Annotated in this window: 20 protein-coding genes; 8 read left to right on the top strand and 12 right to left on the bottom strand. The window is 66.8% G+C overall.

Annotated features, from left to right (window positions below; translation table 11 throughout):
• Positions 1–16 precede the first annotated feature (16 nt).
• From AC07O4_RS02080 to AC07O4_RS02070, 3 genes are all read left to right on the top strand, one after another.
• A complete protein-coding gene (locus AC07O4_RS02080) occupies positions 17–517 on the top strand; it encodes a sigma-70 family RNA polymerase sigma factor (protein WP_307693269.1) in 501 nt (166 codons plus the stop codon).
• Positions 514–1,494, top strand: a complete 981-nt coding sequence (locus AC07O4_RS02075) for a FecR domain-containing protein (RefSeq protein WP_495303619.1) — start codon at positions 514–516, stop codon at positions 1,492–1,494. The genes AC07O4_RS02080 and AC07O4_RS02075 overlap by 4 nt, the downstream gene beginning before the upstream one ends.
• 184 nt (positions 1,495–1,678) lie before the next feature.
• Positions 1,679–4,114 (top strand): TonB-dependent siderophore receptor, encoded by a 2,436-nt coding sequence (locus tag AC07O4_RS02070; protein WP_495303618.1) that lies wholly within the window; start codon positions 1,679–1,681, stop codon positions 4,112–4,114.
• A gap of 45 nt (positions 4,115–4,159) precedes the next feature.
• Here the strand turns inward: AC07O4_RS02070 and AC07O4_RS02065 are convergent, their stop codons facing one another.
• Positions 4,160–5,047, bottom strand: a complete 888-nt coding sequence (locus AC07O4_RS02065) for a hypothetical protein (protein WP_369629297.1) — start codon at positions 5,045–5,047, stop codon at positions 4,160–4,162.
• 319 nt (positions 5,048–5,366) lie between these two features.
• Here AC07O4_RS02065 and AC07O4_RS02060 point away from each other — a divergent pair, with 319 nt between their 5' ends.
• The gene (locus AC07O4_RS02060) at positions 5,367–5,666 is read left to right on the top strand and encodes a hypothetical protein (RefSeq protein ID WP_495303617.1); all 300 of its coding nucleotides are present in this window, start codon (positions 5,367–5,369) and stop codon (positions 5,664–5,666) included.
• A gap of 83 nt (positions 5,667–5,749) precedes the next feature.
• On the opposite strand, the gene AC07O4_RS02055 is transcribed toward AC07O4_RS02060, so the two are convergent.
• From AC07O4_RS02055 to AC07O4_RS02025, 7 genes are all read right to left on the bottom strand, one after another.
• Entirely contained in the window at positions 5,750–7,621 is a 1,872-nt protein-coding gene (locus AC07O4_RS02055; RefSeq protein ID WP_495303616.1) for an ATP-binding response regulator, read from the bottom strand.
• 56 nt (positions 7,622–7,677) lie between these two features.
• A complete protein-coding gene (locus tag AC07O4_RS02050; protein ID WP_369646560.1) occupies positions 7,678–8,355 on the bottom strand; it encodes a response regulator transcription factor in 678 nt (225 codons plus the stop codon).
• A gap of 65 nt (positions 8,356–8,420) precedes the next feature.
• Positions 8,421–9,407, bottom strand: coding sequence for a Bug family tripartite tricarboxylate transporter substrate binding protein (locus tag AC07O4_RS02045; RefSeq protein WP_493191945.1), 987 nt, complete (start codon positions 9,405–9,407; stop codon positions 8,421–8,423).
• Positions 9,404–9,862 (bottom strand): GAF domain-containing protein, encoded by a 459-nt coding sequence (locus AC07O4_RS02040; RefSeq protein WP_495303615.1) that lies wholly within the window; start codon positions 9,860–9,862, stop codon positions 9,404–9,406. The genes AC07O4_RS02045 and AC07O4_RS02040 overlap by 4 nt, the downstream gene beginning before the upstream one ends.
• Positions 9,859–10,833, bottom strand: coding sequence for a Bug family tripartite tricarboxylate transporter substrate binding protein (locus tag AC07O4_RS02035; RefSeq protein WP_495303614.1), 975 nt, complete (start codon positions 10,831–10,833; stop codon positions 9,859–9,861). The genes AC07O4_RS02040 and AC07O4_RS02035 overlap by 4 nt, the downstream gene beginning before the upstream one ends.
• 41 nt (positions 10,834–10,874) lie before the next feature.
• Positions 10,875–12,065 carry a M24 family metallopeptidase gene (locus AC07O4_RS02030; protein ID WP_495303613.1) on the bottom strand — a complete coding sequence of 397 codons (1,191 nt, stop codon included), beginning with the start codon at positions 12,063–12,065 and terminating at the stop codon, positions 10,875–10,877.
• 63 nt (positions 12,066–12,128) lie between these two features.
• On the bottom strand, positions 12,129–13,370 hold the full coding sequence (locus tag AC07O4_RS02025; RefSeq protein WP_495303612.1) for a metal-dependent hydrolase family protein: 1,242 nt from the start codon (positions 13,368–13,370) through the stop codon (positions 12,129–12,131).
• Between the two features lie 134 nt (positions 13,371–13,504).
• Between AC07O4_RS02025 and AC07O4_RS02020 the strand changes: the two genes are divergently transcribed.
• Complete coding sequence (locus tag AC07O4_RS02020) at positions 13,505–14,461, top strand: LysR family transcriptional regulator (protein WP_495303611.1); 957 nt, start codon at positions 13,505–13,507, stop codon at positions 14,459–14,461.
• On the opposite strand, the gene AC07O4_RS02015 is transcribed toward AC07O4_RS02020, so the two are convergent.
• Together AC07O4_RS02015 and AC07O4_RS02010 are read right to left on the bottom strand one after the other, a co-directional pair.
• Entirely contained in the window at positions 14,439–14,795 is a 357-nt protein-coding gene (locus tag AC07O4_RS02015; RefSeq protein ID WP_159271376.1) for a hypothetical protein, read from the bottom strand. The genes AC07O4_RS02020 and AC07O4_RS02015 overlap by 23 nt on opposite strands.
• Before the next feature lie 86 nt (positions 14,796–14,881).
• Positions 14,882–18,490 (bottom strand): indolepyruvate ferredoxin oxidoreductase family protein, encoded by a 3,609-nt coding sequence (locus tag AC07O4_RS02010; RefSeq protein WP_495303610.1) that lies wholly within the window; start codon positions 18,488–18,490, stop codon positions 14,882–14,884.
• A 92-nt stretch (positions 18,491–18,582) separates the two neighbouring features.
• Between AC07O4_RS02010 and AC07O4_RS02005 the strand changes: the two genes are divergently transcribed.
• Positions 18,583–19,107 carry an Lrp/AsnC family transcriptional regulator gene (locus tag AC07O4_RS02005; protein WP_062474115.1) on the top strand — a complete coding sequence of 175 codons (525 nt, stop codon included), beginning with the start codon at positions 18,583–18,585 and terminating at the stop codon, positions 19,105–19,107.
• A 6-nt stretch (positions 19,108–19,113) separates the two neighbouring features.
• Here AC07O4_RS02005 and AC07O4_RS02000 read toward each other — a convergent pair whose 3' ends face one another.
• Both AC07O4_RS02000 and AC07O4_RS01995 read right to left on the bottom strand, forming a co-directional pair.
• Positions 19,114–19,521 carry a GNAT family N-acetyltransferase gene (locus AC07O4_RS02000; protein ID WP_492740922.1) on the bottom strand — a complete coding sequence of 136 codons (408 nt, stop codon included), beginning with the start codon at positions 19,519–19,521 and terminating at the stop codon, positions 19,114–19,116.
• A 25-nt stretch (positions 19,522–19,546) separates the two neighbouring features.
• Complete coding sequence (locus AC07O4_RS01995) at positions 19,547–20,956, bottom strand: DUF2130 domain-containing protein (RefSeq protein ID WP_495303609.1); 1,410 nt, start codon at positions 20,954–20,956, stop codon at positions 19,547–19,549.
• A 411-nt stretch (positions 20,957–21,367) separates the two neighbouring features.
• On the opposite strand from AC07O4_RS01995, the gene AC07O4_RS01990 reads away from it, so the two are divergent.
• Both AC07O4_RS01990 and AC07O4_RS01985 read left to right on the top strand, forming a co-directional pair.
• Positions 21,368–22,567 (top strand): MFS transporter, encoded by a 1,200-nt coding sequence (locus tag AC07O4_RS01990; protein ID WP_495303608.1) that lies wholly within the window; start codon positions 21,368–21,370, stop codon positions 22,565–22,567.
• Between the two features lie 75 nt (positions 22,568–22,642).
• Positions 22,643–23,326 (top strand): class I SAM-dependent methyltransferase, encoded by a 684-nt coding sequence (locus AC07O4_RS01985; RefSeq protein ID WP_495303607.1) that lies wholly within the window; start codon positions 22,643–22,645, stop codon positions 23,324–23,326.
• The last annotated feature ends 8 nt before the right edge of the window (positions 23,327–23,334 follow it).

The following is a 23,334-nucleotide window of genomic DNA, read 5'->3' as shown; positions in this document are numbered from 1 at the left end:
ATCGCCTTCCCTCTTCATGCCTTCCGCCGACACCCACACCGTGCACGCGCTCTACACCGAGCATCACGGCTGGCTCAGCACGTGGCTGCGCCGGCGCCTGGGCTGTGCGCACAGCGCCGCCGACCTGGCGCAGGACACCTTCGTTCGCGTCCTGCTGCGACCGCAGGTGCTGCCCACGTTGCGGGAGCCGCGCGCCTACCTGACGACGCTGGCCAAGGGCGTGGTCAGCGAACACTGGCGCCGGCAGGCACTGGAGCGCGCGTACATCGATGCGCTCGCGCAGGTGCCCGAGGCGCTGGCGCTGTCGCCCGAAGACCGCCTGCAGCTGCTGCAGACGCTGGACGCCATCGACGCGATGCTGGACGGCCTGCCGCCCAAGGCGCGCGAGGCTTTCGTGCTGTCGCAGCTCGAAGGCCTGACCTACGCACAGATCGCCCAGCGGCTGGCGATCAGCGAACGCACCGTCAAGCGCCACATGGCCCTGGGCTTCGCGCATTGCCTGGCGCTGGTGGAATGAGCGCACGGCCACCCGCATCCGCACCCGACAGCGCCGCGCTGGGCGAGGCCGCTCAATGGCTGGTGCGGCTGCACTCCGGCCGGGCAGGCGAAGCGGACCACGCGGCCTGCGCGGCCTGGCGCCGTGCGGACCCGGCGCACGAACGTGCGTGGCAGCGTGCCGAGCGCCTGTCGCAACAGTTCGGCGCCGTGCCGGCGAACATCGGCGTGCCGGTGCTGGCGCGCCAGGCACGCGGCAACCGAAGGGCCGCACTGCGCACGCTGGCCGTCCTGGCGACTGCCGCGCCGACCGCCTGGCTCGCCTGGCGCCTGGCGCCGTGGGACAGCTGGACCGCCGACCACGCCACCGCCACCGGTGAACGGCGCGAGGTGCGGCTGGCCGACGGCAGCCGCGTGCTGCTCGACACCGGCAGCGCGATCGACGTGCGCATCGACGGCACGCAACGCACGGTACGGCTGCGCGCGGGCGCCATCCGGGTCACGACCGCGGCCGACGCGCGGCCCTTCATCGTGGAAACGGTGCAGGGCCAGTTGCGCGCGCTCGGCACGCGCTTCACCGTGCGCCTGGGCGACGACGCGCACGAGACCGCATCGCCCGATGTGCGTCTGGCCGTCACCGAAGGCGCGGTCGAGGTCACCTTGCGCGGCGCGTCGTCGCCTGCGGGGATCGTTGCGGCCGGCCGGCAGACCGTGTTGAACGCCCAGGGCGCCTCGGCCCTCACCGCCGTCTCGCCCGAGAGCCAGGCGTGGACACAGGGCGTGCTCTACGCCGAGAACATGCGCCTGGCCGACTTCTGCGCCGAGCTGTCGCGCTACCGGCCCGGCCTTCTGCACTGCAGCCCGGAGGTGGCGAACCTGCGCATCTCCGGTGCGTTCCAGCTGCGCGATACCGACTACGTGCTCTCGATGGTGGCCACCACGCTGCCCGTGCAGGTGCTCACGCGCACGCGGTGGTGGGTGACGGTGGTGCCGGCCTGAGATCGAAAATTTTTTCGCTGATCCCTGTCCCTTTTTGAAGCCTGGTCGGGCAAGCCATGGAGCCGTGCTGTGAGTACGGCAAGAACAGGACCACCGAACCATGGCATTGCCCTCCTCCCGCACCGCGCCCATGCGGCCACTTTCCCTTTGCATGCCCGCGCGCCCGAGCGCCGTGACCCACGGCGTGAGAACCCTCTGCTTGGCCTTCGCGCTCGCCGCTTCGGGCGCCGCGACCGCACAGGCGAACCCGCCGGCAGCCGCCACCGCGGCCTACGACATTCCCGCAGGCGCACTGGGCCCGGCGCTGTCTCGCTTCGCCGCACAGGCCGGCGTCACGCTGTCCTTCGAGCCCTCGCTGACAGAAGGCCGCCGCACCGGTGGATTGCGCGGCACCCATGCGGTGGGCGACGGCTTTTCGCGACTGCTCGCGGGCACCGGCCTCGAAGCGGTCGCACGCGCGGGCGGCGGCTACACGCTGCGTCATCCGGCACCCGGCGCGACCCCATCGGCCGCACCGGCGGACGCGCAGAGCAACCTGCTCAGTGAAGTGCGCGTCACGGCGCAGGCCGAGCGCAGTGCGATCACCGAGGGCTCGGGGTCGTATGCCAGCCGCATCGTCACCGTCGGCAAGGGCGAGCAGACGCTCAAGGAGATCCCCCAGTCGGTCACGGTGGTCACGCGCCAGAAGATGGACGACCAGAACCTGCACACCATCGACGACGTACTGGCCCAGACCACGGGCATCACGATGTACGACAGCCCGATGGGCGGGCGCTATGTCTACTCCCGGGGCTTCCGCGTGGACAGCTACCAGTACGACGGGGTGAACCGCGCCTTCTACTATCCCCAGGCCAACAGCTTCACGAGCAGTGCCGCCACGCTGGATCGCGTGGAGGTGGTGCGCGGCGCCACGGGCCTGCTGCAAGGGGCCGGCTCGCCCAGCGCCACGATCAACATGGTGCGCAAGCGTCCGACGGCCGACAAGCAATTGCAGTTCTCGGCCAGCGCGGGTTCATGGAACAACTACCGCGCGGAGGTCGATGCCAGCGGCCCCCTGAACGAAGCCGGCACGCTGCGCGGCCGCGTCGTCGCGAGCGGCAACGACCGCGACTACTTCTACGACACCGCGAAGAGCCGCACCGGCGTGCTGTACGGCGTGCTCGCCGCCGACATCGGGCCGCAGACCGTGCTCACCCTCGGCGTCAGCCACGAAAAACTGCGCGCCACCCCGTTCTTCCAGGGCTTGCCGAGCTACAGCAACGGCGCCGACCTGCGCCTGCGCCGGTCGACCTACCTGGCGGCCGACTGGAACCGCTGGAAAAGCGCGCAGACCTCGGCGTTCGCCGAACTCGCGCACCGCTTCGATGCCGACTGGTCGCTCAAGGTCACCGCCGGCTACGTGCGCGAGCAGCAGGACATCAAGTACGCCTTCCCGCTGGGTGCCGTGAATCCGGTGACCCTGGCGGGCAACGTGATGTACGGCGGCCTGTTCGATTTCAAGACCGACAACAAGACGCTCGACCTCGCCGTCGACGGCAAGTTCGACGCCTTCGGCAGAAGGCACTCGGTGAGTTTCGGCGCCAACACCGGACGCATGTTCAACCACAGCGACTTCTCGCTGATGCAATTGGCGGGCGTTGCCAACAACGTCTTCGCACCGGTCTCGGCGATCGCCGAGCCGAGCGACGCGACCTTCGTCGCCAGGCGCTACCGCGGCGGCGACACCGAGACGCGCATCACGCAATCGGGCGCCTACGGTGTCGCACGCCTGAGCCTCAGCGATCCGTTGACGCTGGTCGCCGGCGCCCGTGTCACGCGCTACCGGGCCAGCGATCGCGACCGCATCACCGGCGACCCGGCGACCGCGCCCTATCGCGAAAACGGCGTTCTGACGCCCTATGGCGGACTCATCTACGCCCTGACTCCGCAATGGTCGGCGTACGTGAGCTATGCCGACATCTTCCAGCCACAGAACGCGATGACCGCCGCCGGCGACATGCTGCCTCCCGTCAAGGGCCGCAACTACGAGGCAGGTCTGAAGGGCGAACTGCTCGACGGCAAGGTCAACGCTTCGCTGGCGCTGTTCCGACTCGACCAGAACAACCGGGCGCAGGAAGACCTGGTCAATGTCTGCACGAGGAGCACCTACTGCTCCGTGTCCACCGGCAAGGTGCGCAGCGAGGGACTCGACGCGGAGATCAGCGGCGAAGTGGCGCGCGGGTGGCAGGTGTTCGCGGGCTACACGTTCAACCACTTCAAGTACCTGAACGACACGGCCAATGCCGGCATCGATTTCGCCAGCACGTATTCACCCAAGCACATGGTGCGCGTGTGGACCGAGTACCGACTGCCCGGCGCGCTGAACGCCTGGACGCTGGGCGGCGGCGTGAACTTCCAGACCGCGAGTTCACGCACCACGGGCGCGATCAAGCTGGAGCAGGCCTCGTACGCAGTCTGGAGCGCGCGCGTTGCCTACCAGATCAACCGCAACTGGTCGGCCGCACTGAACGTGAACAACCTGTTCGACAAGACCTACTACCAGACCGTCGGCGCGCCGGCCTGGGGCAATGTCTACGGCGAACCGCGCAGCGCCATGGTGACCTTGCGCGGCAACTTCTAGACAGGATGGCCGCCTGCCCAGGCAGGCGGCCCCCATGCCAGATGTCTAGGGGAAAAGAACGGCGCCTCCGCGATTGAGGTCCGCCAGCAATGCGCCCTGAACATAGACCGCATAGTCGGCGAAGAACATCGCGGCGCCCCCGCTCGCTCCGGTAGGAACACTCAGGCCGGCGTAGAAAAATCCTTGGCTCGCCTGGTCATTAAGTCGCGCGAGTCCTTCGGTCGTATTGATATCGACCGGGCCTCCAGGCATTTCATCCGAGAAGCGATAGGCCACCGCCGCGGGCTTGCTGCTGTCGAGTTCGTAGGTATTGAAAACGCCTCGGACGGGCTGTCCGCTGCGGTTCGCAAAGTACTCGAAATAGCCCCTGTAGCGGAATCCGCTTTGACCGCGGCTGGTGAGTTGCGGCTTGGGATCGGAGACGATGGGTTCGAACGCGTAACTGTAGGTCGCCCCTGCGGCTGCAGAGCTTTTGACGACGATCGCATTCACGCTCGGGCTGAGACCCAGCTCCGTATTCAGGAAGCGATAGCCTTCCTGTCCCCACGCATTCAACTGGGCGATGAAGTCTGCCGGCATCATCAGATCGAAGCTGAACTTCCGATAGGTGTAGGTGACGGGCTGACTTTCGTTCTTGACCAGGATGAAGCTGGCCTTGCGGATGGCGTTGAGGGAATCGTCCAGGGTGTGCGTCTCCCCCACCAGGTGGTGCAGCACATAGCCCTTGGCGCCCTCGTCTTCCAACCGCTGCAGCAGCGCGTTGCTGGCTCCGTCCCAGCCATCGCGACCGGAGAAGGTGAGCGTGAATTCCTTGTAGCTGTATTTGTGGTTGGTGGCTTGCGGATTGACATACAGCGAATTGCTTCCCACGGGGCGCATGCGGACACTGCCCTTGGCGCCCTGGTCGTTCAGTTGCTGCACGACGGCCGGCACGGATGCAATGTAGGAATCCTTGTCCCCGTCCCAGGCGGACGGGAGCGTCTCATATTGCGCGGGTGCAGGTGTTCCGGGTTCCTGGGTTCCAGGTTCCTGCGTTCCTGGGCCTGGCGTTCCAGGCCCCTGCGTCCCGGGCCCTTGCGTTCCAGGGCCTGGTGTTCCTGGCCCTTGTGTACCGGAGTCGTCCGTTCCAGGCCCGAAAGACCCCGGTGGGAACCCACCGCCGCCCCCTCCTCCTCCGCCACCACCACATGCCGCAAGCATCAAGGCGACTGCCGTTGCAGCAGCCACTGCAGATTCTCTGAATTTCATTCCCTTGCCTTTCAATTTTGTCGAAGCCAATGCTGCCGATATGGCAACGTTGTCCATGGCGATCGGGCCTCCCAGCATGGCCCGTCATATCGCCGTCGACATTTGTATGGCTGGCGGGAGAAATTTACCCATGCCGAAAGTCACACAACCTGAAAGCTGTGGGAAATTGATATTTTTTTGTGAGGCAGTTATGACTAATGAGAACCATGAGATCGGAAGAGAGACGGCGTCCTCTCTTTCCAATATCGAGAGGATGCACGTGATGATTGAGGATTTTCTTCCCCGATCTATTCTTCTCTCCTGACTTTGAAAGGAACGACTTGGCAAGGCGTATTTGAAACCAGCATCGACCCACGAACAGCGCCGTGGCAATGGCGAGGAAGGCAATCAGGTAACCGGCGACGGGTCTCTGAAGTACCGGGTCGCTGGAGAAAAAATCCGCGTCTGCCCCGTGACGGATGTCAGTTCCGCCATCGCCTGCAGGAGCGCAGCGGCGCTCACCGGCTTGAACAGCATCGGCACCCCCGAGGACTGTGCACGCCGCAGTTGATGCGGGGCCGTCTCTCCCGTGATCAGGAGCAGGGGAATGTCGAGCTGAAAGCGCTCGAGCAAGCGCAGGCCGACCTCGAGTCCATCTCCCCCGTCGGCCAGCCGGTAGTCGCACAAGAGCATCGAGAACGGAAGGCTTTTCGCATCCGGGTGCGTCAATGCTTCGACCGCATGCGATTCGTCCGTCACAGCCACCACATCGACGGCGTGCGCACGCAGCAGTGCCGCCATGGCCAGGCGAATCTCCGCTTCGTCGTCGATCAGCAGCACGGGCCCGTGCAGGTTCGGCGGCGCAAGGCTGCGATGCGCGGGAATCTCCAGTTCATCAAGCAGCAGTTCAGCGGGCGCGGTGATCGTTGCATCGGCTTGCGGGAGGACCACGCGGAAATGCGTGCCACGTCCCGGTCGCGAGTGCACCTCGATCGGGTGAGACATCAGGTGCGACAGGCGCTGGACGATCGACAGTCCGATCCCGAGTCCGCGTGCCCGGTCGCGGCCCGGGTTGTCGATCTGATAGAACTCTTCGAAGATGCGGCTCAACTGTTCAGGCGCAATGCCGACGCCGGTGTCGCGAACCTCCAGCCACACCTTGTCGCCTCGCCGCCGCGCGACCACGCTCACACCGCCCTCGTGGGTGTACTTCAAGGCGTTGTCGACCAGATTCGAAAGCAGGCGGAACAGCAGCTGGATGTCGCTGCGCACCCACATGCCACTGGCACGGATGCGCAATTGCAGACCCTTCTGCTCAGCGTAGGGGGTGAAGGTCTGGTTGAGGACAAGAAGCAGCGCATCGAGTTCCAGTGCCTGCGGTTCGGACACGACAACGCCTGCATCCAGATGCGACACGTCGAGCATGGTGTCCAGCGACGCGCCGAGCGCGTCGACGGCGCGCATCAGGCGTTTGGCATTCGTTCTTTCAGGATGGTCGTGCAGTGCGGTTTCCATGGCCGCGCCGAACAGTGCAATGGCATGCATCGGCTGGCGCAGGTCGTGACTGGCCGCGGCAAGAAAGCGGGTCTTTTCCGCGCTGGCGCGCTCCACGGCGGCGATGCGTTCGCGCAACTGTGCGGCGAGCATCTCGTTCTCGAACTGCAACATCAAGGAGGCTGTCAGCCGCTTGTTCTGCTTCACCCCTTCGTGCAGTGTCAGTACCAGATTGGCGAAACTGAAGAGCGCCAGAAACCAGTGCAGCGTGCCACCGTGCCAGATCAAGGCAAGAATCAGCCCGCCCATCACGGGGATGCCGCAGCCGAACATGGCCCCCTTGATCGGCCAACGGGCCTGAATGGCCCGGGTCCAACTGACCATGATCACGACGATCACAACGGTCGTCATTGCCGGGCTCTGGATGAGCACGAGGAACAAGGCGCATGGCAGCGCCGTGGTCACGCTGACCAGCGTGACGATCCACGTGTAGCGGCGCGCCCAATGGTGGCTTTCGGACAAGGGGACATCCGGCGTCCACCGCGGCGCAAGCAAGGCATACAGATTCATCGACACGACGGCGGCGACCATGCCGATCACCAGCAGGTGGTGGGTCGAATCGATGTTGAAGTAGCCGAAGATGCCAATGGCAATGGCGAAGCCGATGTGCGCACAGGTGGCCGTCGTGTGCGCGGCATACACCGAGGCCACGTGTTCGCGGAGCACCCGATGGTCCAGATCGGCGGCCGCCGGGGCCTGATGCATCGACCGGGCAGCGTCATTCATGAATTGGCCCTTCGTTCTTGTTTCTTCGACGATCGCGTTGCACCTCCTGCGGTGAATCAACGCAGGCTGCTGATCAGTTCCGCGCGCGATTGCACACCGAACAGCAAGAGGATCGTCGAGACATAGTTCTTCACCGTGCCTTCGCGCAACTCGGCCAACAGCGCGATCTCCTTGTTGGACTTGCCTTCGAGAATCATCTGCAGCACACGCGCCTGGCTTCCTGTCAGCGAACTCAGGGCGCCACCGGCGCAACGGCGGGGTGCCCGCGCAACCCACCTGGACGTACCTGGCAGGCCATCGACAACGTCCCGCCCGAGCAGGCCGCAGGCACGGATGAAGCTCACCACCTCCTTGAGGTTGGCCGACTTCGGCAAGAACGCGCTGGCGCCCTGAGCCAACGCACTTTGCGCAATGGCGTTCTGGGCCAGCGCGGTGGCGCCGGCGCCCGACAACGCGACCACGCGGGCCTGCGGATAACGCTGGAGAAAAACGGACACGCCGCTCAGGCCTCGTGTGTCAGGAAGTGCCAGATCGAGCAACACCAACCCGATGCTCGCCTGAGAGCGCTCATACACAGCCAGTGCCTGCGCCATGCTGCTGGCTTCGAAGACCTCGACCGCAGGCCCGTCGGGCGAGGCCTGCGCCTGGAGCAAGGCACGCACGCCCAGGCGCACCAGGTCGTGGTCGTCCACGATCAGGATGGCTGATGCCCGGGTCGACACAGGAATGCTCATGGCGCGCATGTTAGGGTCATGCGCCGCCGGCCGAAAGTGACGAAAGTCAACTCACCAGCAGACCTTTACTCCTTTTTCAGCCCGATCTGCAGCGCAATCTGCCCAAACCGCGCAAGGTCTGACCGGGCCCGCGCCGCTGCCTCAGAGGGCGAACTGCCAACCGGCATCCACCCCGCATCGATCAAGCGCTGGTGCGCCTCGGGCCGCGCCATGCCCTGGACGATCACCGCGTTGAGCCTGTCGATGACGGCCTGCGGCGTGCCCTTGGGCGCGGCCAGCCCGAACCATCCCGAGGTCACGAAGCCCGGCAACCCCGCCTCCTGCGCCGTGGGCACGCCGGGCAGCGATTCGCTGCGCTCGCGCGTGGTGACGAACAGCGCGCGCACCTTGCCGGCCTGCACGTTCGCAACCTGCGCGGCGGCGTTGTCGATCATGGCGTCGATGTGCCCGCCGAGCAGGTCGGCGATGGCGCCCGTGCCGCCCTTGTAGGGAACGACGTTGGCCGAGATGCCGGCCTCCTTCATGAACATCATCTGCGTCAGGTGGGCCTGCGTGCCTACGCCTGCATTCGCGAACGAGATCTTTCCCGGATTCACCTTGGCATGGGCGATGAATTCCTTGAGGGTGCGTGCGGGAAAGTCCGGCCTTGTCACGACCACGAAGGGAATGTCGACCAGGATCGTGATGGGCGCCAGGTCTTCCACCGGCTTGTACTTCAGGTCGTACAGGTAAGGGTTGACGGCCATCGTTCCGCTGGCCATGAGCACCAGCGTGTGCCCGTCCGGGTTGGCGCGCACAGCCTGCTGCAGCGCCATCGATCCACCGGCGCCCGGCTTCGCGTCGACGATGACCGGCTGGCCGAGCGCCTTGGCCATGAGGTCCGCGATCTGCCGCGTCATGGCGTCGGTGGCACCGCCTGCCGCATAAGGAAACACGATGGTGATCGGCTTGCTGGGGTAGCCTGGGCCGGCTGCACGCGCCGCGGTGGCGAGAGATGCCGCACACAGGGACACGGCAGCATTCAGCACGAAGGTTCGGCGATGGATCGTCATGCAGGCATCTCAACGTATCTGAGCGGAAGAAGCAAGGATGCGGCCTGTTCGGCGACGCGCATCAACGCGGGCACCATGTCGGACTGATACCAGTGTTCCTGATGCAGGAGGTTCAGGGAACCGATCGTGCGGCCGTCGTGCCGGATCGGCACGTTGATGGCAGACCGGCAGCCCAGCGCATCGATCAGCGCATGGTCCGGGAACGCGCGGCGGCAGTCTTCCTGATCAACGCAGATGCGCGCCCGACCGCCCTGCACCACCTCGCGAAAGAAGTCGTTGTCATGGTGCAGTGGCTTGGTACCGCCGCACGGATACGCCACCGGGTCGCTCGTGTACAGGCGCCGGGACGCCGCAAGGCTGGGGTCGATCGCCAGCACGGTGAACAGCCGGTGCCCCGGAAACCGCCGCAGCGCGTGGTCCAGGGCCTCGAAGGAAGCCGGCTCGATGGCTCTCACTGCGCAATGCCCAGCCGATCGATGATGGGCCCCCAGGCGGCTGACTCGCGCTGCGTGAACCTCAAGACATCGGCCGGGGTCGACTTGACGCCGATCAGCATCTGGCCGGCCAGGCGTTCCTTCATCTCGGGCGTGTCCAGGGCCTTGTTGATCTCGGCGTTGAGCCGCGCGACCGCGTCGCCGGGTGCGCCCGCACGGGCCACCAGGGAGTACCAGCCGGGCACTTCCATGTCGATGCCCAGCTCCTTGAACGTGGGCACGTCGGGCAGTTGCGGCAACCGCCGTTCGCCGGTGACCGCCAGCGGCACGAGCTTGCCGCTCTTGACCAGCGGCACGACGCCAACGGGGACGGTGGTCATCACCGGCGTGTCGCCCGCCATCACGCTGGTCAGCGCGTTGGGGCCACCCGCGCCGCTGATGGGCACGTGCTGCATCTGGATGCCGGTGCGCGACTTCAGCAGCTCGCTCGCGAGGTGCGTGGAGTTGCCGATGCCGGCGGATGCAAAGCTGAGCCGCTGCGGCTCGGCCTTGGCCATCTTGATGAGGTCGGGCAGTGTTTTCACGCCCAGGCTCGGCGCCACGACGGTCACGAACGGCGTGTTGGCAATGACGGCGACACCGGTGAAGTCGCGGGCCGGCTGGTGCCCCAGCGACTTGTACAGGTGCGGGTTCCACGACATGTTCGAGACGCCGGCCAGGAACAGCGTGTAGCCGTCCGCAGGCTGCGAGAGCACATAGGCCGCAGCCAGCGTGCCGTTCGCGCCGGGCCGGTTCTCCACCACGACGCTCTGCCCGATGCTCTTGGCGAGCACGTCGGCCAGCGTGCGCGCCAAGGTGTCCGGCCCCGAGCCAGCCGGCTGCGGGACCACGAACTTGATCGGTTTGGAAGGAAAGCCCTGCGCGAAGGCGGGTGCGGCGAGCAGCGAAGCTGCAACGGCCAACGCGGAAAGCATGGTGCGGCGGGTGGTCATGATGAAGTCAAGGTCGGTGGTTGCGAAAGGTGTGAGCGGTATCAACCGACGGTGGCGTAGTCGAGCGACTTGGGCGTGGCGGTGAGCACGCGCGGCGTCGCGCCCACCACGACCGTGTCGTCGATGCGAAAGCCCCCCACGCCGTAGACGTACAGGCCGGGCTCGGCCGAATAGACCTCGTTGTCGAGCAGCGGGCGCTGGCTGAAGGCCATGTCCTCCGGGTACTCGTGGTGCACGATGCCGATGGCGTGGCCCGTGCGGTGGCGGATGCAGTCGGCAAAGCCGGCGCGCTCGATCACGGCCTGCGCCGCGGCGTCGATCGCGCACACGGGCCGGCCTGTCACGGCCGCGCCGATGGCCGCATCGGTCGCGTCGCGCGCGGCCGTCCACAGCGCCTTCTTCTGGTCGTCGGGGCGCCCGCAGAACCAGGTGCGCTCGTTCTCGATCGTCAGGCCGTTGAGCCGGGGAATCACGATGTTGACCAGCACGTCGCCTTCGCGGATGCGCGCGCCGCAGGAGGCACCGTCGCCATGCGGCGAGGCCGACGCCGGGCCGCTGAGCGTCCAGCAGCGCACGACCTCGAACTGCTCGCCGGGAAAGCGCTCGGCGGCCTCCTGCACGAACAGGCTGGCCATGGCGCAGTCCATCTCCTGCACCAGGCGGCCGGGCTTGATCGCTTCGCGGTAGCGGTCCTGCAGCCAGTCCGTCAGCCCGGCCATGGCCTGCATGACGGCCAGTTCCTCCGCGTGCTTCTGCCAGCGCAGGCTGCGCACTTCCGCGGTGGCGACGCGCACGTTCAGGTCGGGCAGCAGGCGCTGCACGGCCGCCATCACGCCGTTGCCGGCATCCAGCGCGATGCGCGAGCGGCGCAGGCCGGCGCGGCTCAGGCGTTCGGCGAGGATCTCGGGGAGCTGCGACACGAGCGGCAGGCGGTTGCTCACCATCGGATGCTCGGCATAGAACGTGACGTCCGTGATCCACACCTTGTGGGCTTCCATCGAGAAGCGCATGTGGTTCGTCGACAGCTCGTTCATGACCAGGAAGCCCTCGCCCTGGCGCGGCACGACCGCGAAGATCGGCCGCTCCCAGGGCTGCACGTCGGTGTGGAAGTTGGTGGCGAACTGAAAGAAATCCGCGGTGGTGAACACCAGCGCATCGACGGCGAGTTCGTCCATCAACCGGACCATCTGGTCGTGGCGGTACCGCCAGACGGCTTGCGTCAGCTTGGGCATGTGTCGTTTCCTTGAAGGGGCCGGAGGCATCCGGCGGGTTGTCTGAACAGCTCGGGGGGCGGGCTACAGCGCGTCGAACTCGACCACACCGGCCTTCATCACCAGGGGAATGCGCTCGCCCTGCCCCAGCAGGCAATCGAGGTTGCGCATCGGGTCGCCATCGACCAGCAACAGGTCGGCCAGCGCACCCGGGATCAGCCGGCCGAGCCGGTCGCTCATGCCCAGCACCTCGGCGCCGACGAGCGTGGCGCTGGCGATGATCTCGGCCGGCGACAGCACCTGCGCGCGCAGGCGGAACTCGTCGCTCTGCAGGCGATGCGATTCGCCCAGCAGGTCGGTGCCGAAGCCCATCTTCACGCCGGCCGCCTTGTAGATCTCGAGCGAGCGCAGCCCGGCGCCGCGCACGTCCTCCACCTTGGCCACGCTGGCCGGTGGCAGCCCCAGCGCTGCGCCTTCGTTGGCGAGGGCGTCGTAGGTCACCAGCGTGGGCACCACATAGGCACCGTGCGCGGCCATGAGCGCGGCGGTGGGTGCATCGACCAGATTGCCGTGCTCGATCGTGCGCACGCCGCAGCGCACCACGCGCTGGATCGCGGCCGGGGTGTAGGCGTGGGCCAGCACGTAGGTGTTGCGGGCCGCCGCTTCGCCGACGATGGCGCGGATCTCGTCCTCGCTGTAGCCCAGGGCGTCGACCGGGTCGGTGGGCGACGCCACGCCGCCGCCGGCCATGATCTTGATCTGGTCCGCGCCCATCTGCAGTTCTTCGCGCACGGCCTTGCGCACGGCGTCCACGCCGTCGGCCACGCGGGCCAGCATGCCCACACGGGCGCAGTTGGGGCACACGGCATTGGCCACCAGATAGTCGGAGCGCGCGCGGCCGTCGCCATGGCCGCCGGTCTGGCTCAGCGCGCGGCCCGAGACGAACAGGCGCGGCCCCTGCGCCAGCCCCGACTGCACCGCCTGCTTGAAGGCATCGCCCGCGCCGGCGGCGTCGCGAACGGTCGTGAAGCCGCGGCGCAGCATGCCGCGCAGGATCGGCAGACTGCGCAGCGTCGCCAACACATTGGGCATCAGCGCCTGGCGCTGCAGGTTCAGGTCGACAGCCACCACGTGCACATGCAGGTCGATCAGGCCGGGCATCACGGTCTTGTCGGCGGCGTCGATGACCCGCGCATCGCGCGCCACGATCGGCCGGTCGGACACCTCGCGGATGGTGTCTCCCTCGATCAGGATGTCGTGGCGGTCCTGCAGCTCGGGCTTCAGCGGATCGAGCAGGCGGGCGTTCTTGACGAGGATCTGAGTCATGGGTCTGTTTGCCGGGTTCCGAGGGCATGGGCGGTGAGGAATGACGGGATCGTAGGATCGCGTCACAATTCCGAAAAATTTATATACTGAATCCACTCCATTGACCGTGTGAATGGTTTCAGCCTCCCCTGCCCATGAACTACCGCAACGCCGATCTCAACCTGCTGAAGGTCTTCGAAGCCCTCATGAACGAAGGCAACGTGACGCGTGCCGCGTCCAAGCTGTCGCTGACACAGCCCACGGTCAGCAACGCGCTGCGCCGGCTGCGCGAGACCTACGGCGACCCTCTGTTCGTGCGCAACGGCGCGGGCATCCGCCCGACGCGGCGCGCCACGGAGTTGTGGGCACCGCTGGCGCGGTCGCTGCGCACCATCCGGGGCACGCTCGAGGGCGAGAGCTTCGATGCCTCGCAAAGCGACGCCCGCCTGACAGTTTCGATGACCGACTACGTGGCCTGCATCGTCGCCCCCCGCCTGCTCGAGCGGCTCGGCGAGCTCGCGCCGGGCATGTGCTTACACACCCACCCCGGCACGGTCGTGGACTTCGGGCAGTCGCTGGACGACAACCGCGCCGACTTCGCCATCGGCGCCTACAACGACGACGTGCAGCGCCCCGGCTTCATGCGCTCACGCCGGCTGTGGTCGGTGGACTTCGCCTGCTTCATGCGCAACGACCATCCGCTGGCGAAGCTGGACAAGATTCCGCTGAAGAAATTCCTGGCCGCCCGCCACCTCGACGTGAGCCTGGCGGGCCGTGTCGGCGGCATCTACGACCGCGTGCTGCAAAGCCGCGGCCTGCAGCGCAACCTCGTCAGCACGGTGAGTCACTACTCCGCAGCCTACGAGGCCGTGCGCCGCTCCGACCTGATCGCCGTGCTGCCCTGGTCCGAGGGCCTGGAGACGATGCGCATGACAGGCCTGAAGCGCGTGGCGCCACCGCTGGCGGCGCCGGCGCGCACCGTCGAGCTGGTCTGGCACGAGCGGCACGAGACCTCGGCACTGCACCAGTGGTTCATTGCTTTGGTCGTCGAGATGCTGGCGCGGGAACCGGCTGCGCGCACTGCGCGGGCTAAGCCCGGAACCAGATCCTGAGCGTCACGTACATCGCATAGCCCAGGCCCAGGACGCACCACGCCAGGAAGAACAGGTTGGCCCAGTAGTCGCCCGCATGCGCCGCCAGCGTGTAGACCTGCCCCACGCAGCCCTTTCCGACGCAGGGCACCTCGCCGCGAACCAGGGCGCGCAGCATGGCGAAGAAGAGGTAGCAGGTCACGCCAGCGGTCAGCAGGAATCCGACGGGCCCTACGAGCCCCTGGGTGAGTTCGCCCTTCTCATCGCGATAGCCCTTGCGCAGCAGCTTCTGTCCGTACCTGTACCAGGCATATCCGAGCAGGAGCATCAGGGCGTAGTAGAGGAAGGCGCGCATGGGTCCTGTGATCGTCGGGGTGTGGCGGGCGTGAGTGCTTCGGCAAGGATCGTAGCCGAGCAACTCACGCGCGCCACCCGCGCCCGCTACCGGGCGCTGGCCACGATGGCGATGCCCCGAATCTGCCCGGCGCTGGGCGCGTCCACCGGCTTCGCGTAGCGCGACGGCGCAAAGCGGTGCAGCAGCTCGGCCTCGCGCAGGCGCGCCGAATCCAGGTTCGCCAGCTTCACATGGCCAAAGCCACGCACCGACAGCGGCAGCGCCGCGATGCGTGCGGCGGTCGGCTGGTTGTCGGGGGTCAGCGCGGTGGCCATCTCCTGCAGCAGGCGGTCGAAGTGCTCGATCAACGCGCGCTCGGTGCGACGCTCCGCCGTGTGGCCGAACAGGTCGAAGGGCGTGCCGCGCAGGCGCTTGCCGTGGGCCAGCCACTTCATGGCCGGCAGCATCCATGCACCGAGGCGCACCTTGGCGGGTGCCTGTCCGTGCGCGGGGCGCGAGAGCAGTGGCGGCGCCATGTGGAACTCGAGCTTCAGATCGCCTTCGAACTGGTCCTCCAGCTTCTGCAGGAACGCACCGTCGGTGTACAGGCGCGCAACCTCGTACTCGTCCTTGTAGCTCATGAGCTTCAAGAGGCTGCGCGCGGCGTTGCGCGTGAAAGGCAGGCTCGCATCGCCGCCCTGGAGGCGGGACTCGACCGCCTGCAGTGCGCGAATGCGCTGATCGAAGCGCTCGGCCCATGCAGCGTTCTGGTAGCCGGTGAGATGGCGGCGCGCATCGGCGAGCAGCGTTTCCAGCGGGCGGTCGTCGACCTGGTGCGCCGCCGCCTCGACCGGTGCCGCGCGCAGCTGGTCGAGCGCCGCCGGGTCGCCGGCCGCGAGCCGCCCCAGCGAGAACGCCGACTGGTTGGCCGCCACGGCCACGCCGTTGAGTTCGATCGCGTGCATGAGCGCTTCGAGGCTCAGCGGCACGAGGCCGCGCTGCCACGCATAGCCGGTCGCGACGATGTTCGCGGCCAGCGTGTCGCCCAGGAACTCTTCGGCCAGGCTCTGCGCATCGAAGGTCTCGACCTGCTCTTCGCCGGCGACGAAGCGCATCTTCTCCAGCAGCAGGTCGACATGCAGGTCCGCATCGGGGTTGCGCAGCGACTCGGCCACGGGAATCTCGTGGATGTTCGCAAGGACGCGCGTGCGCCCGTGCCGCACGGTCTGCAGTGCGTCGGCCGAGGCGCCCACCACCACGTCGCAGGCGAGGATGGCGTCGGCCTGCTGCGTGTCGATGCGCACCTGGTTCAGCCGTTCGGGCGTGTCGGCCAGCCGCACGAAGCTCAGCACCGAGCCACCCTTCTGCGCGAAGCCCATGAAGTCGAGCACGCTGGCCGACTTGGCCTCGAGGTGCGCGGCCATCGCGATGACCGCGCCCACCGTCACCACGCCGGTGCCACCCACGCCGGTCACGAGCAGGTCGTAGGGGCCGGTCCATGCGTGCGGCGCGGGATGCGCGAGCGCGCCCACGCGGTGCAGGAAGGCATCGCGCCCGGCCGCGAGCGCCCCGCTCTTGCGGCGCAGCTTGCCGCCCGTGACGCCCACGAAGCTGGGGCAGAAGCCCTTGGCGCAGGAATAGTCCTTGTTGCAGCTGGTCTGGTCGATCTTGCGCTTGCGGCCCATCGGCGTTTCGTGCGGCAGCACGGCCACGCAGTTGCTCTGCACGGTGCAGTCGCCGCAGCCTTCGCACACGGCCTCGTTGATGAACAGGCGCTTGGGCGGATCGGCCAGCTCGCCCTTCTTGCGGCGGCGGCGCTTCTCGGCGGCGCAGGTCTGTTCGTAGATGAGCACGGTCACGCCGGGCATTTCGCGCAGGCGGCGCTGCACCTCGTCAAGCGCGGCGCGGTCGTGGAACTCGGTGCCCGCCGGAAACTTGTTCTTGATGGCGTCGTAGTGATGGATGGCATCGCTCACGACCACCACCTTGGTGACGCCTTCCGACTCCACCTGCCGCGCAATGGCGTCGACGCTGATGACGCCGTCGACCGGCTGGCCACCGGTCATCGCGACCGCGTCATTGAACAGGATCTTGTAGGTGAGCGTGGCCTTGGCCGCGACGGCCTGGCGGATCGCGAGGTAGCCCGAGTGGTAGTAGGTGCCGTCGCCCAGGTTCTGGAACACGTGCGGCGTCTTCGTGAACATCGCGTGCGAGATCCAGTCGACGCCCTCGCCGCCCATCTGGATCAGGCCCGCCGTGCTGCGGTCCATCCAGTTGGCCATGAAGTGGCAGCCGATGCCCGCGCGCGCCGTCGAGCCTTCGGGCACCTTGGTGCTGGTGTTGTGCGGGCAGCCGGCGCAGAAGTACGGCAGGCGCTTGACCGCATCGCTCGCATTGGCCAGCAGCTCGGGCGGCGTGAAGTCGCGCACATGCTGCAGGTGATCGCCCAGATCGTGGTTCTCGGGAAAGTGCGCGGCCAGCCAGTGCGCGACCAGTTCGATGAGGCGCGAAGGCCGCAGCTCGCCGAGCGCCGACACCAGCGGCTGGCCCGCGTGGTCGTGCTTGCCCACGAGCACGGGACGCGCATCGGGCGGCGCGTTGTAGAAGATGTCGCGCAGCTGCGTCTCGACCACCGCGCCCTTCTCTTCCACGATGAGGATCTCGCCGAGCCCGCGCGCGAATTCCTTGAGGCGCGTCTGCTCGACCGGAAAGCTCAGGCCCACCTTGTACAGCCGCACACCGGCGCGCGCGAGCTGATCGGGCGAGAGTTCGAGCCGGCGCAGCACCTCCATCAAATCGTGGTGCGCCTTGCCGCAGGTGACGATGCCCACCTTGGCATGCGGGCTCACGATGACGTGGCGGTCGATGCTGTTGCGTTGTGTGAAGGCGGCCACGGCCGCGAGCTTGTCTTCCAGCCGCGACTCGATGCGCAGCGACGGCAGGTCGGGCCAGCGGTAGTGCAGGCCGTCGGGCGGCGCGGCGTGGCCGGTGGCGGCGCGCACGGCGTCGGCGTCTTCCCAGGCGGCCACGCGCGCATTCACCGCATCGAGGTCCACAGTGCCCGCGCTCTCGACAATCTCGGACAGCGCCGCCATGCCCACCCACGCGCCCGAATAGCGCGACAGCTCGTAGCCGTACAGCCCGAACTCCAGGTACTCGGCCACGCTGGCGGGCTGCATCACGGGCATGCGCCAGGCCATGAAGGCGTGGTCGCTCTGGTGCGGCATCGACGACGACACGCAGCCGTGGTCGTCGCCCGCCACCACCAGCACGCCGCCGTGCGGCGACGAGCCGTAGGCATTGCCGTGCTTGAGCGCGTCGCCCGCGCGGTCCACGCCCGGGCCCTTGCCGTACCACATGGCGTACACGCCATCGACCGTGCGCTCGGGGTCGGATTCGACGCGCTGCGTGCCCAACACCTGCGTGGCCGCGAGTTCCTCGTTCACGGCGGGAACGAAGCGGATGCCGGTCTTCTTGAAGCGCTCGCCGGCCTTCCAGATGGCCTGGTCGACCATGCCCAGCGGCGAGCCGCGGTAGCCGCTCACGAAGCCCTGCGTGTGCAGGCCGCGCGCCGCGTCGCGCTGTTTCTGCATCACCAGGATGCGGATCAACGCCTGCGTGCCGGTGAGGAAGACCGAGCCGGCATCGGCCCAGAGGTTGTCGGAAAGTTGGTAGTCGGGCCGTCGGAGTGCGGTCGCGTCAAGTGGGGCGTTCATGCCCGGAATTGTTCTGCGCCCCCCCAAGTAAGTGTTTCTTCAATACACTGGCGCAGACCCTTGTTTGAAGAAGAATTCACTCAAAAATCACGATGAACGTCGGTTCTGTTTCTCTTGACGAGCATTGCCTCAAGATTCTTTCTGCACTGCAGCATGACGGCCGACAGACCGTGCAGCAGATTTCCGAGGCCGTGGGCCTGTCACCCACGCCCTGCTGGAAGCGCATCAAGGACATGGAGGCGGCCGGCGTCATCCGCGGCTACACCGCGCTCGTCGATCCCGAGCACGTGGGCCTGCACGTGTCGGCCGTGGCCGAGGTGAACCTCGACCGCCACAGCGAGGCGATGGTGCAGCGCTTCGAAGAAGCCGTGGCCGCGAGCCCGCAGATCATCCGCTGCGTGTCGGCCACCGGCCCCGCGGACTACATCCTCAACGTGACCGTGCCCGACATGAAGCACTACGAGCGCTTCCTGCACGAGGTGCTGTTCAGCCTGCCCGGCGTGACGCACGTGCGTTCGAGCATCGTGCTGCGCGAGATCAAGTCGGAGACGGCACTGCCGCTCGGGCACTTATTGGATGCCAAAGCGGGGCTGGCGGGATCACGGCGGTCGCCGTAGCGGCTTCTAGCGTTTGCGCCGGATGACGTACGCGTTCTGCGCCAGCTCGAAGCCGAGTGTCGGGTAGTAAGACATCGCGTCGGGTGCCGAGAGCAGGATCAGCGACACCTCGTCGCCGATGATGGCCTGCGTGCGCTGCACGAGTTCCCGGCCGATGCCATGGCCCTGGTACTTCTTGTCCACCGCCAGGTCCGACAGGTAGCAGCAGTACGCGTGGTCGGTCAGCGACCGCGACAGCCCCACCAGTTCGTTGTCGACCCAGGCCGACAGCAGGAGGCTGGGCGCGGCGAACATCCGCGCGATGCGGGCGAGGTCGTTCGTGGGGCGCTTGATGCCGGAACGGTCGAAGACGCGGGCGACGTCGGCCGGGTCCAGGGGCACGTCCTGGCGGTAGTCGATGGTGATGTTGTTCATGAATTTCTTTGCGTAGCTCCCAGGCTCATTCCGTCTCGGAAGACCCGAGCTTCTTGAGTTCAGCGAACTTGGCCGCCATCGTCGGGTTGCCGCGTGTCAGCTTCTTGATCGTCACGTCCTGCGCCTTGTCGTTCGCAAGACGCAGGTTCCGGTCGGTGCCAAGCAGCGCTTCCTTGGTCTTCTGCAGGTGGTCGATCGACTTGTCGATCTCCGCGATCGCCTTCTGGAAGTGGCCGTGGGCCAGGTCGTAGTTCCTGCCGAAGGCGGCCTTGAAGGTTTCCAGCTCGGTCTCGAACTTCGTGATGTCGATGTTCTGCGCCTTCACCAGCGCCAGCTCCGACTTGTACTTGAGCGAGTTCATCGCCGCATTGCGCAGCAGCGTGATGATGGGCAAGAAGAACTGCGGGCGCACGACATACATCTTCGGGTAGCGATGAAACACATCGACGATGCCGGTGTTGTAGAGCTCGTTGTCGGGCTCGAGCAGCGACACCAACACCGCGTACTCGCAGCCCTTCTCGGTGCGGTCTTTGTCGAGTTCCTTCAGGAAGTCTTCGTTCCTGTTCTTCGTGGCCGTGCGGTCGTTCTCGTTCTTCATCTCGAACATGATCGAGACGATCTCGGTGCCGGCCTCGTCCGCGTCGCGGAAGATGTAGTCGCCCTTGCTGCCCGTGCGCGCGTCGTTGTCCTTCTCGAAATAGGCGCGGGGAAACGCCATCGACCGGATGCGGTTGAACTCGGTTTCGCAGTGCAACTCCAGGGTCTCGCCGACCATCTTGGTCGACAGGCGCGCCTTCATGTCGCGCAGCCGCTCGATCTCGCCTTCGCGGTCCTTGATCTGCGTTTCGTACTTATCCTTGAGCGACTTCTCGGCGAGTTGCTTCTCGAGCTCCGCCCGCTCGAGGCCGCTCTTCCACTGATCCCGTTCCTTCTCGACCACGCTGACGGCCTCGCTGATCGCGAGCTTCTTCGCCACCTCGATGGCATCGAGCCGGGCCTTCAGTTCCTGGATTTCCACGTCCTTCGCGGCGGCGCTCTTCTGCAGCTCGCCCACATGCCGTGCTTCGGCAAGCGCGGTGGCGGCCAGCTTGTCCTGTTTGGCCTTCTCAAGCTCGTTCGCGAGCGCATCGCGCTCCCGTTCCACGGCGCCCAGGGCCTCGCTCACGGCGAGCTTGCGCGCGACATCGCCGGCCTCGAGCTTCGCCTTGAGTTCCTGGATCTCGCCATCCTTGGCGGCGGCGGCCTTCTGCAGTTCGCCGGCGGCCCGGGTCTGGGCGAGTTCGACGGCGGCGCGCTTGTCCCGCTCGGCCAGTTCCAGCCGCTCGTGCAACTGCTTCTCGAAATCGCTGTCGCGCACCTGCTTCAGGATGTCCGCGTAACCGGCTTCGTCGATCTTGAATGCCTTGCTGCAATGGGGGCAGATGATTTCGTGCATGGCTATGTGCGCTCCATCGTCAGGGTGGGCGTCGACAGGAGAGGGAGTGCAGCGAAGCGCCGCGCCGTTCGGGCGGGATCGCAGGGAGTGATGCTGTTCATAGGGTCAGGGACATGGAGCCGTCCGACTGTAGCCGGACAGGGAGAGCCAGCGAGCGGCAGGCGCTTGAAGACCGAGGCCGACGTCTGCGAACGTGCGATCCCGTCTCGATCACGTTGCTAGAATCGCCGCTGCAAAAATCGACTCTGACCTGTTCAGAGCTCCATCCAGCCGTAAGCGTTTACGTCAACCAACGCATCACCAGTGGCACCTGCATGCCGACTGGCGGTGTACGTTGGTCGCTTCGGTGCTCATCGTCCCGCCCATTCGACCGGCTGGTGCCGCCTTTGAAAACTCAAGGAGCGGCGCTCGATGACGAACGTCCAAACAAACTCTTCCTCCCTGCGCACGTTGGTCTGGATGACCCTCGCGCTATTTCTCGCCTACCTGTCTGTCGCCATGTCGATGTCGGCCGTGACGCTCCATGTGTCGCAGACGCTGGGCATGGGCAATGTCGCGTCCGGCCTGGGCGTCGGCATTGCTTTCTTGTCCACCATCCTGAGTCGCGGCTGGGCGGGTCGGCTCGCTGACGAACGCGGCGGCAAGTTCGCCATGTTCCGGGGCCTTGTCCTTTATGCGGCGGCTTCGCTCCTGTGCTGGGCGTCCTCGCTGCCCGTGCTGGGCCATGGCGTCGGCGCGTACCTGGTCCTGCTGACCGGGCGTCTCGTGCTCGGCCTCGGCGAAAGCTTCGCGCTCGTCGGCATGCTGGGCTGGGCGATGGCGGCCATGGGCCCCGCGCGTTCCGGGCAGGTCATGGCGCTCGTCGGCACCGGCATGTACGGCGCTTTCGCGGTGGGCGGCCCGCTGGGCCTCTGGCTGCTGGAGCGGCTCGGCTTCGCCGGCCTGATGGCGGGCAGCATCGCCTTGCCGCTGGTCAGCGGTGCAATGCTGTGGGCCATCGCGCCCGCCATGTCCGCACAGGGGCGCCGCGCGCCCTTCTCCGATGTGCTGGGACTCATCTGGAAGCAAGGCGCGGTCGTGGGCCTGCAAGGCGTTGGCTTTGCCGCCTTGGGCGCGTTCTTTCCCCTGTACTTCCTGGCCCATGGCTGGCAAGGTGCCGGCTATGGACTGACGTGCTTCGGCCTGGGCTTCGTCCTGGTGCGCCTGCTGGCGGGCCGCTTGCCCGACCGCATCGGCGGCACCAAGGTCGCGCTGGTCTCTCTGGCGATCGAGGCCGTGGGTCAAGCGCTGCTGTGGCTCGCGCCCCATCCCGTCGTGGCGATGGTGGGCGCACTGCTGACCGGCATGGGATGCTCGATGGTCTTCCCCGCCATGGGACTGGAGGCCGTCAAGCGCGTACCCGCCCACCTGCGCGGAACGGCCATCGGCGGTTTCGCGGCGTTCCAGGACCTGGCATACGGCGTCACAGGCCCGATGGCGGGACTGATTGCCGACCACTACGGTCACGACAGTGTGTTCCTGGTGGGGTTGATCGCGACGGTTGTGGGGATCGGGATGACGTGGCGGCTTGCGAGGGTGTCTCAGGCGGGGCGCGCTTCCACGCTGGCCTGAGACGGTCGCAGGCTGGTTGGGCCCTCCCGCAGCCCTGCGCCTGCGAAGCGCGCGACGCCCACATAGACTGTGGAAATGTCCCAACCCACCCCCGCCTTCAGCACGTCGTCCACCACCAACAACTACGCCGAGAAAACCGCCCGCCTGGTGCCAGGCCTGCACGACCTGCAGACGATGGCAGCCCTGCTCGTCGCCGAACGCGCGCCGGATGCGGCCCACGTGCTGGTCATCGGCGCCGGTGGTGGCATGGAGTTGAAGGTGCTCGCGCAGGCGCATCCCCGATGGCATTTCGTCGGCGTCGATCCGTCGCAGCCCATGCTCGACCTCGCCGCGAAAACGCTCGGCCCGCTCGCCGAGCGGGTCGCGCTGCACCACGGCTACACCGACACCGCACCCGAAGGCCCGTTCGATGCGGCGACCTGCCTGTTGACGATGCACTTCCTGACGCTCGATGAACGCAAGTCGACGTTGATGGAAATTCGTCGTCGCCTGAAGCCCGGTGCGCCGTTCGTCATGGCGCATCTCAGTTTTCCCCAGTCCGATGAAGAACGAGAGCTGTGGCTCTCGCGCTATGTCGCTTTCGCGGCGGCTTCCGGCGTCGATCCGGACAACGCGCGCAAGGCGGCCTCCGCGATCGGTTCCACGCTGACGCTGCTCAGCCCGGCGCAGGAAGAGGCATTGCTTGAAGAGACGGGTTTCATCAACGTCCGCCTGTTCTATGCAGGCATGGCCTTCAGGGGCTGGGTGGCGCAAGCCTGAGCCGAATC

Source organism: Variovorax sp. GW821-FHT09D04 (assembly GCF_059416405.1).
Note: the sequence above shows the minus strand (reverse complement) of the source record. Positions and strands in the feature narration are given on the sequence as shown.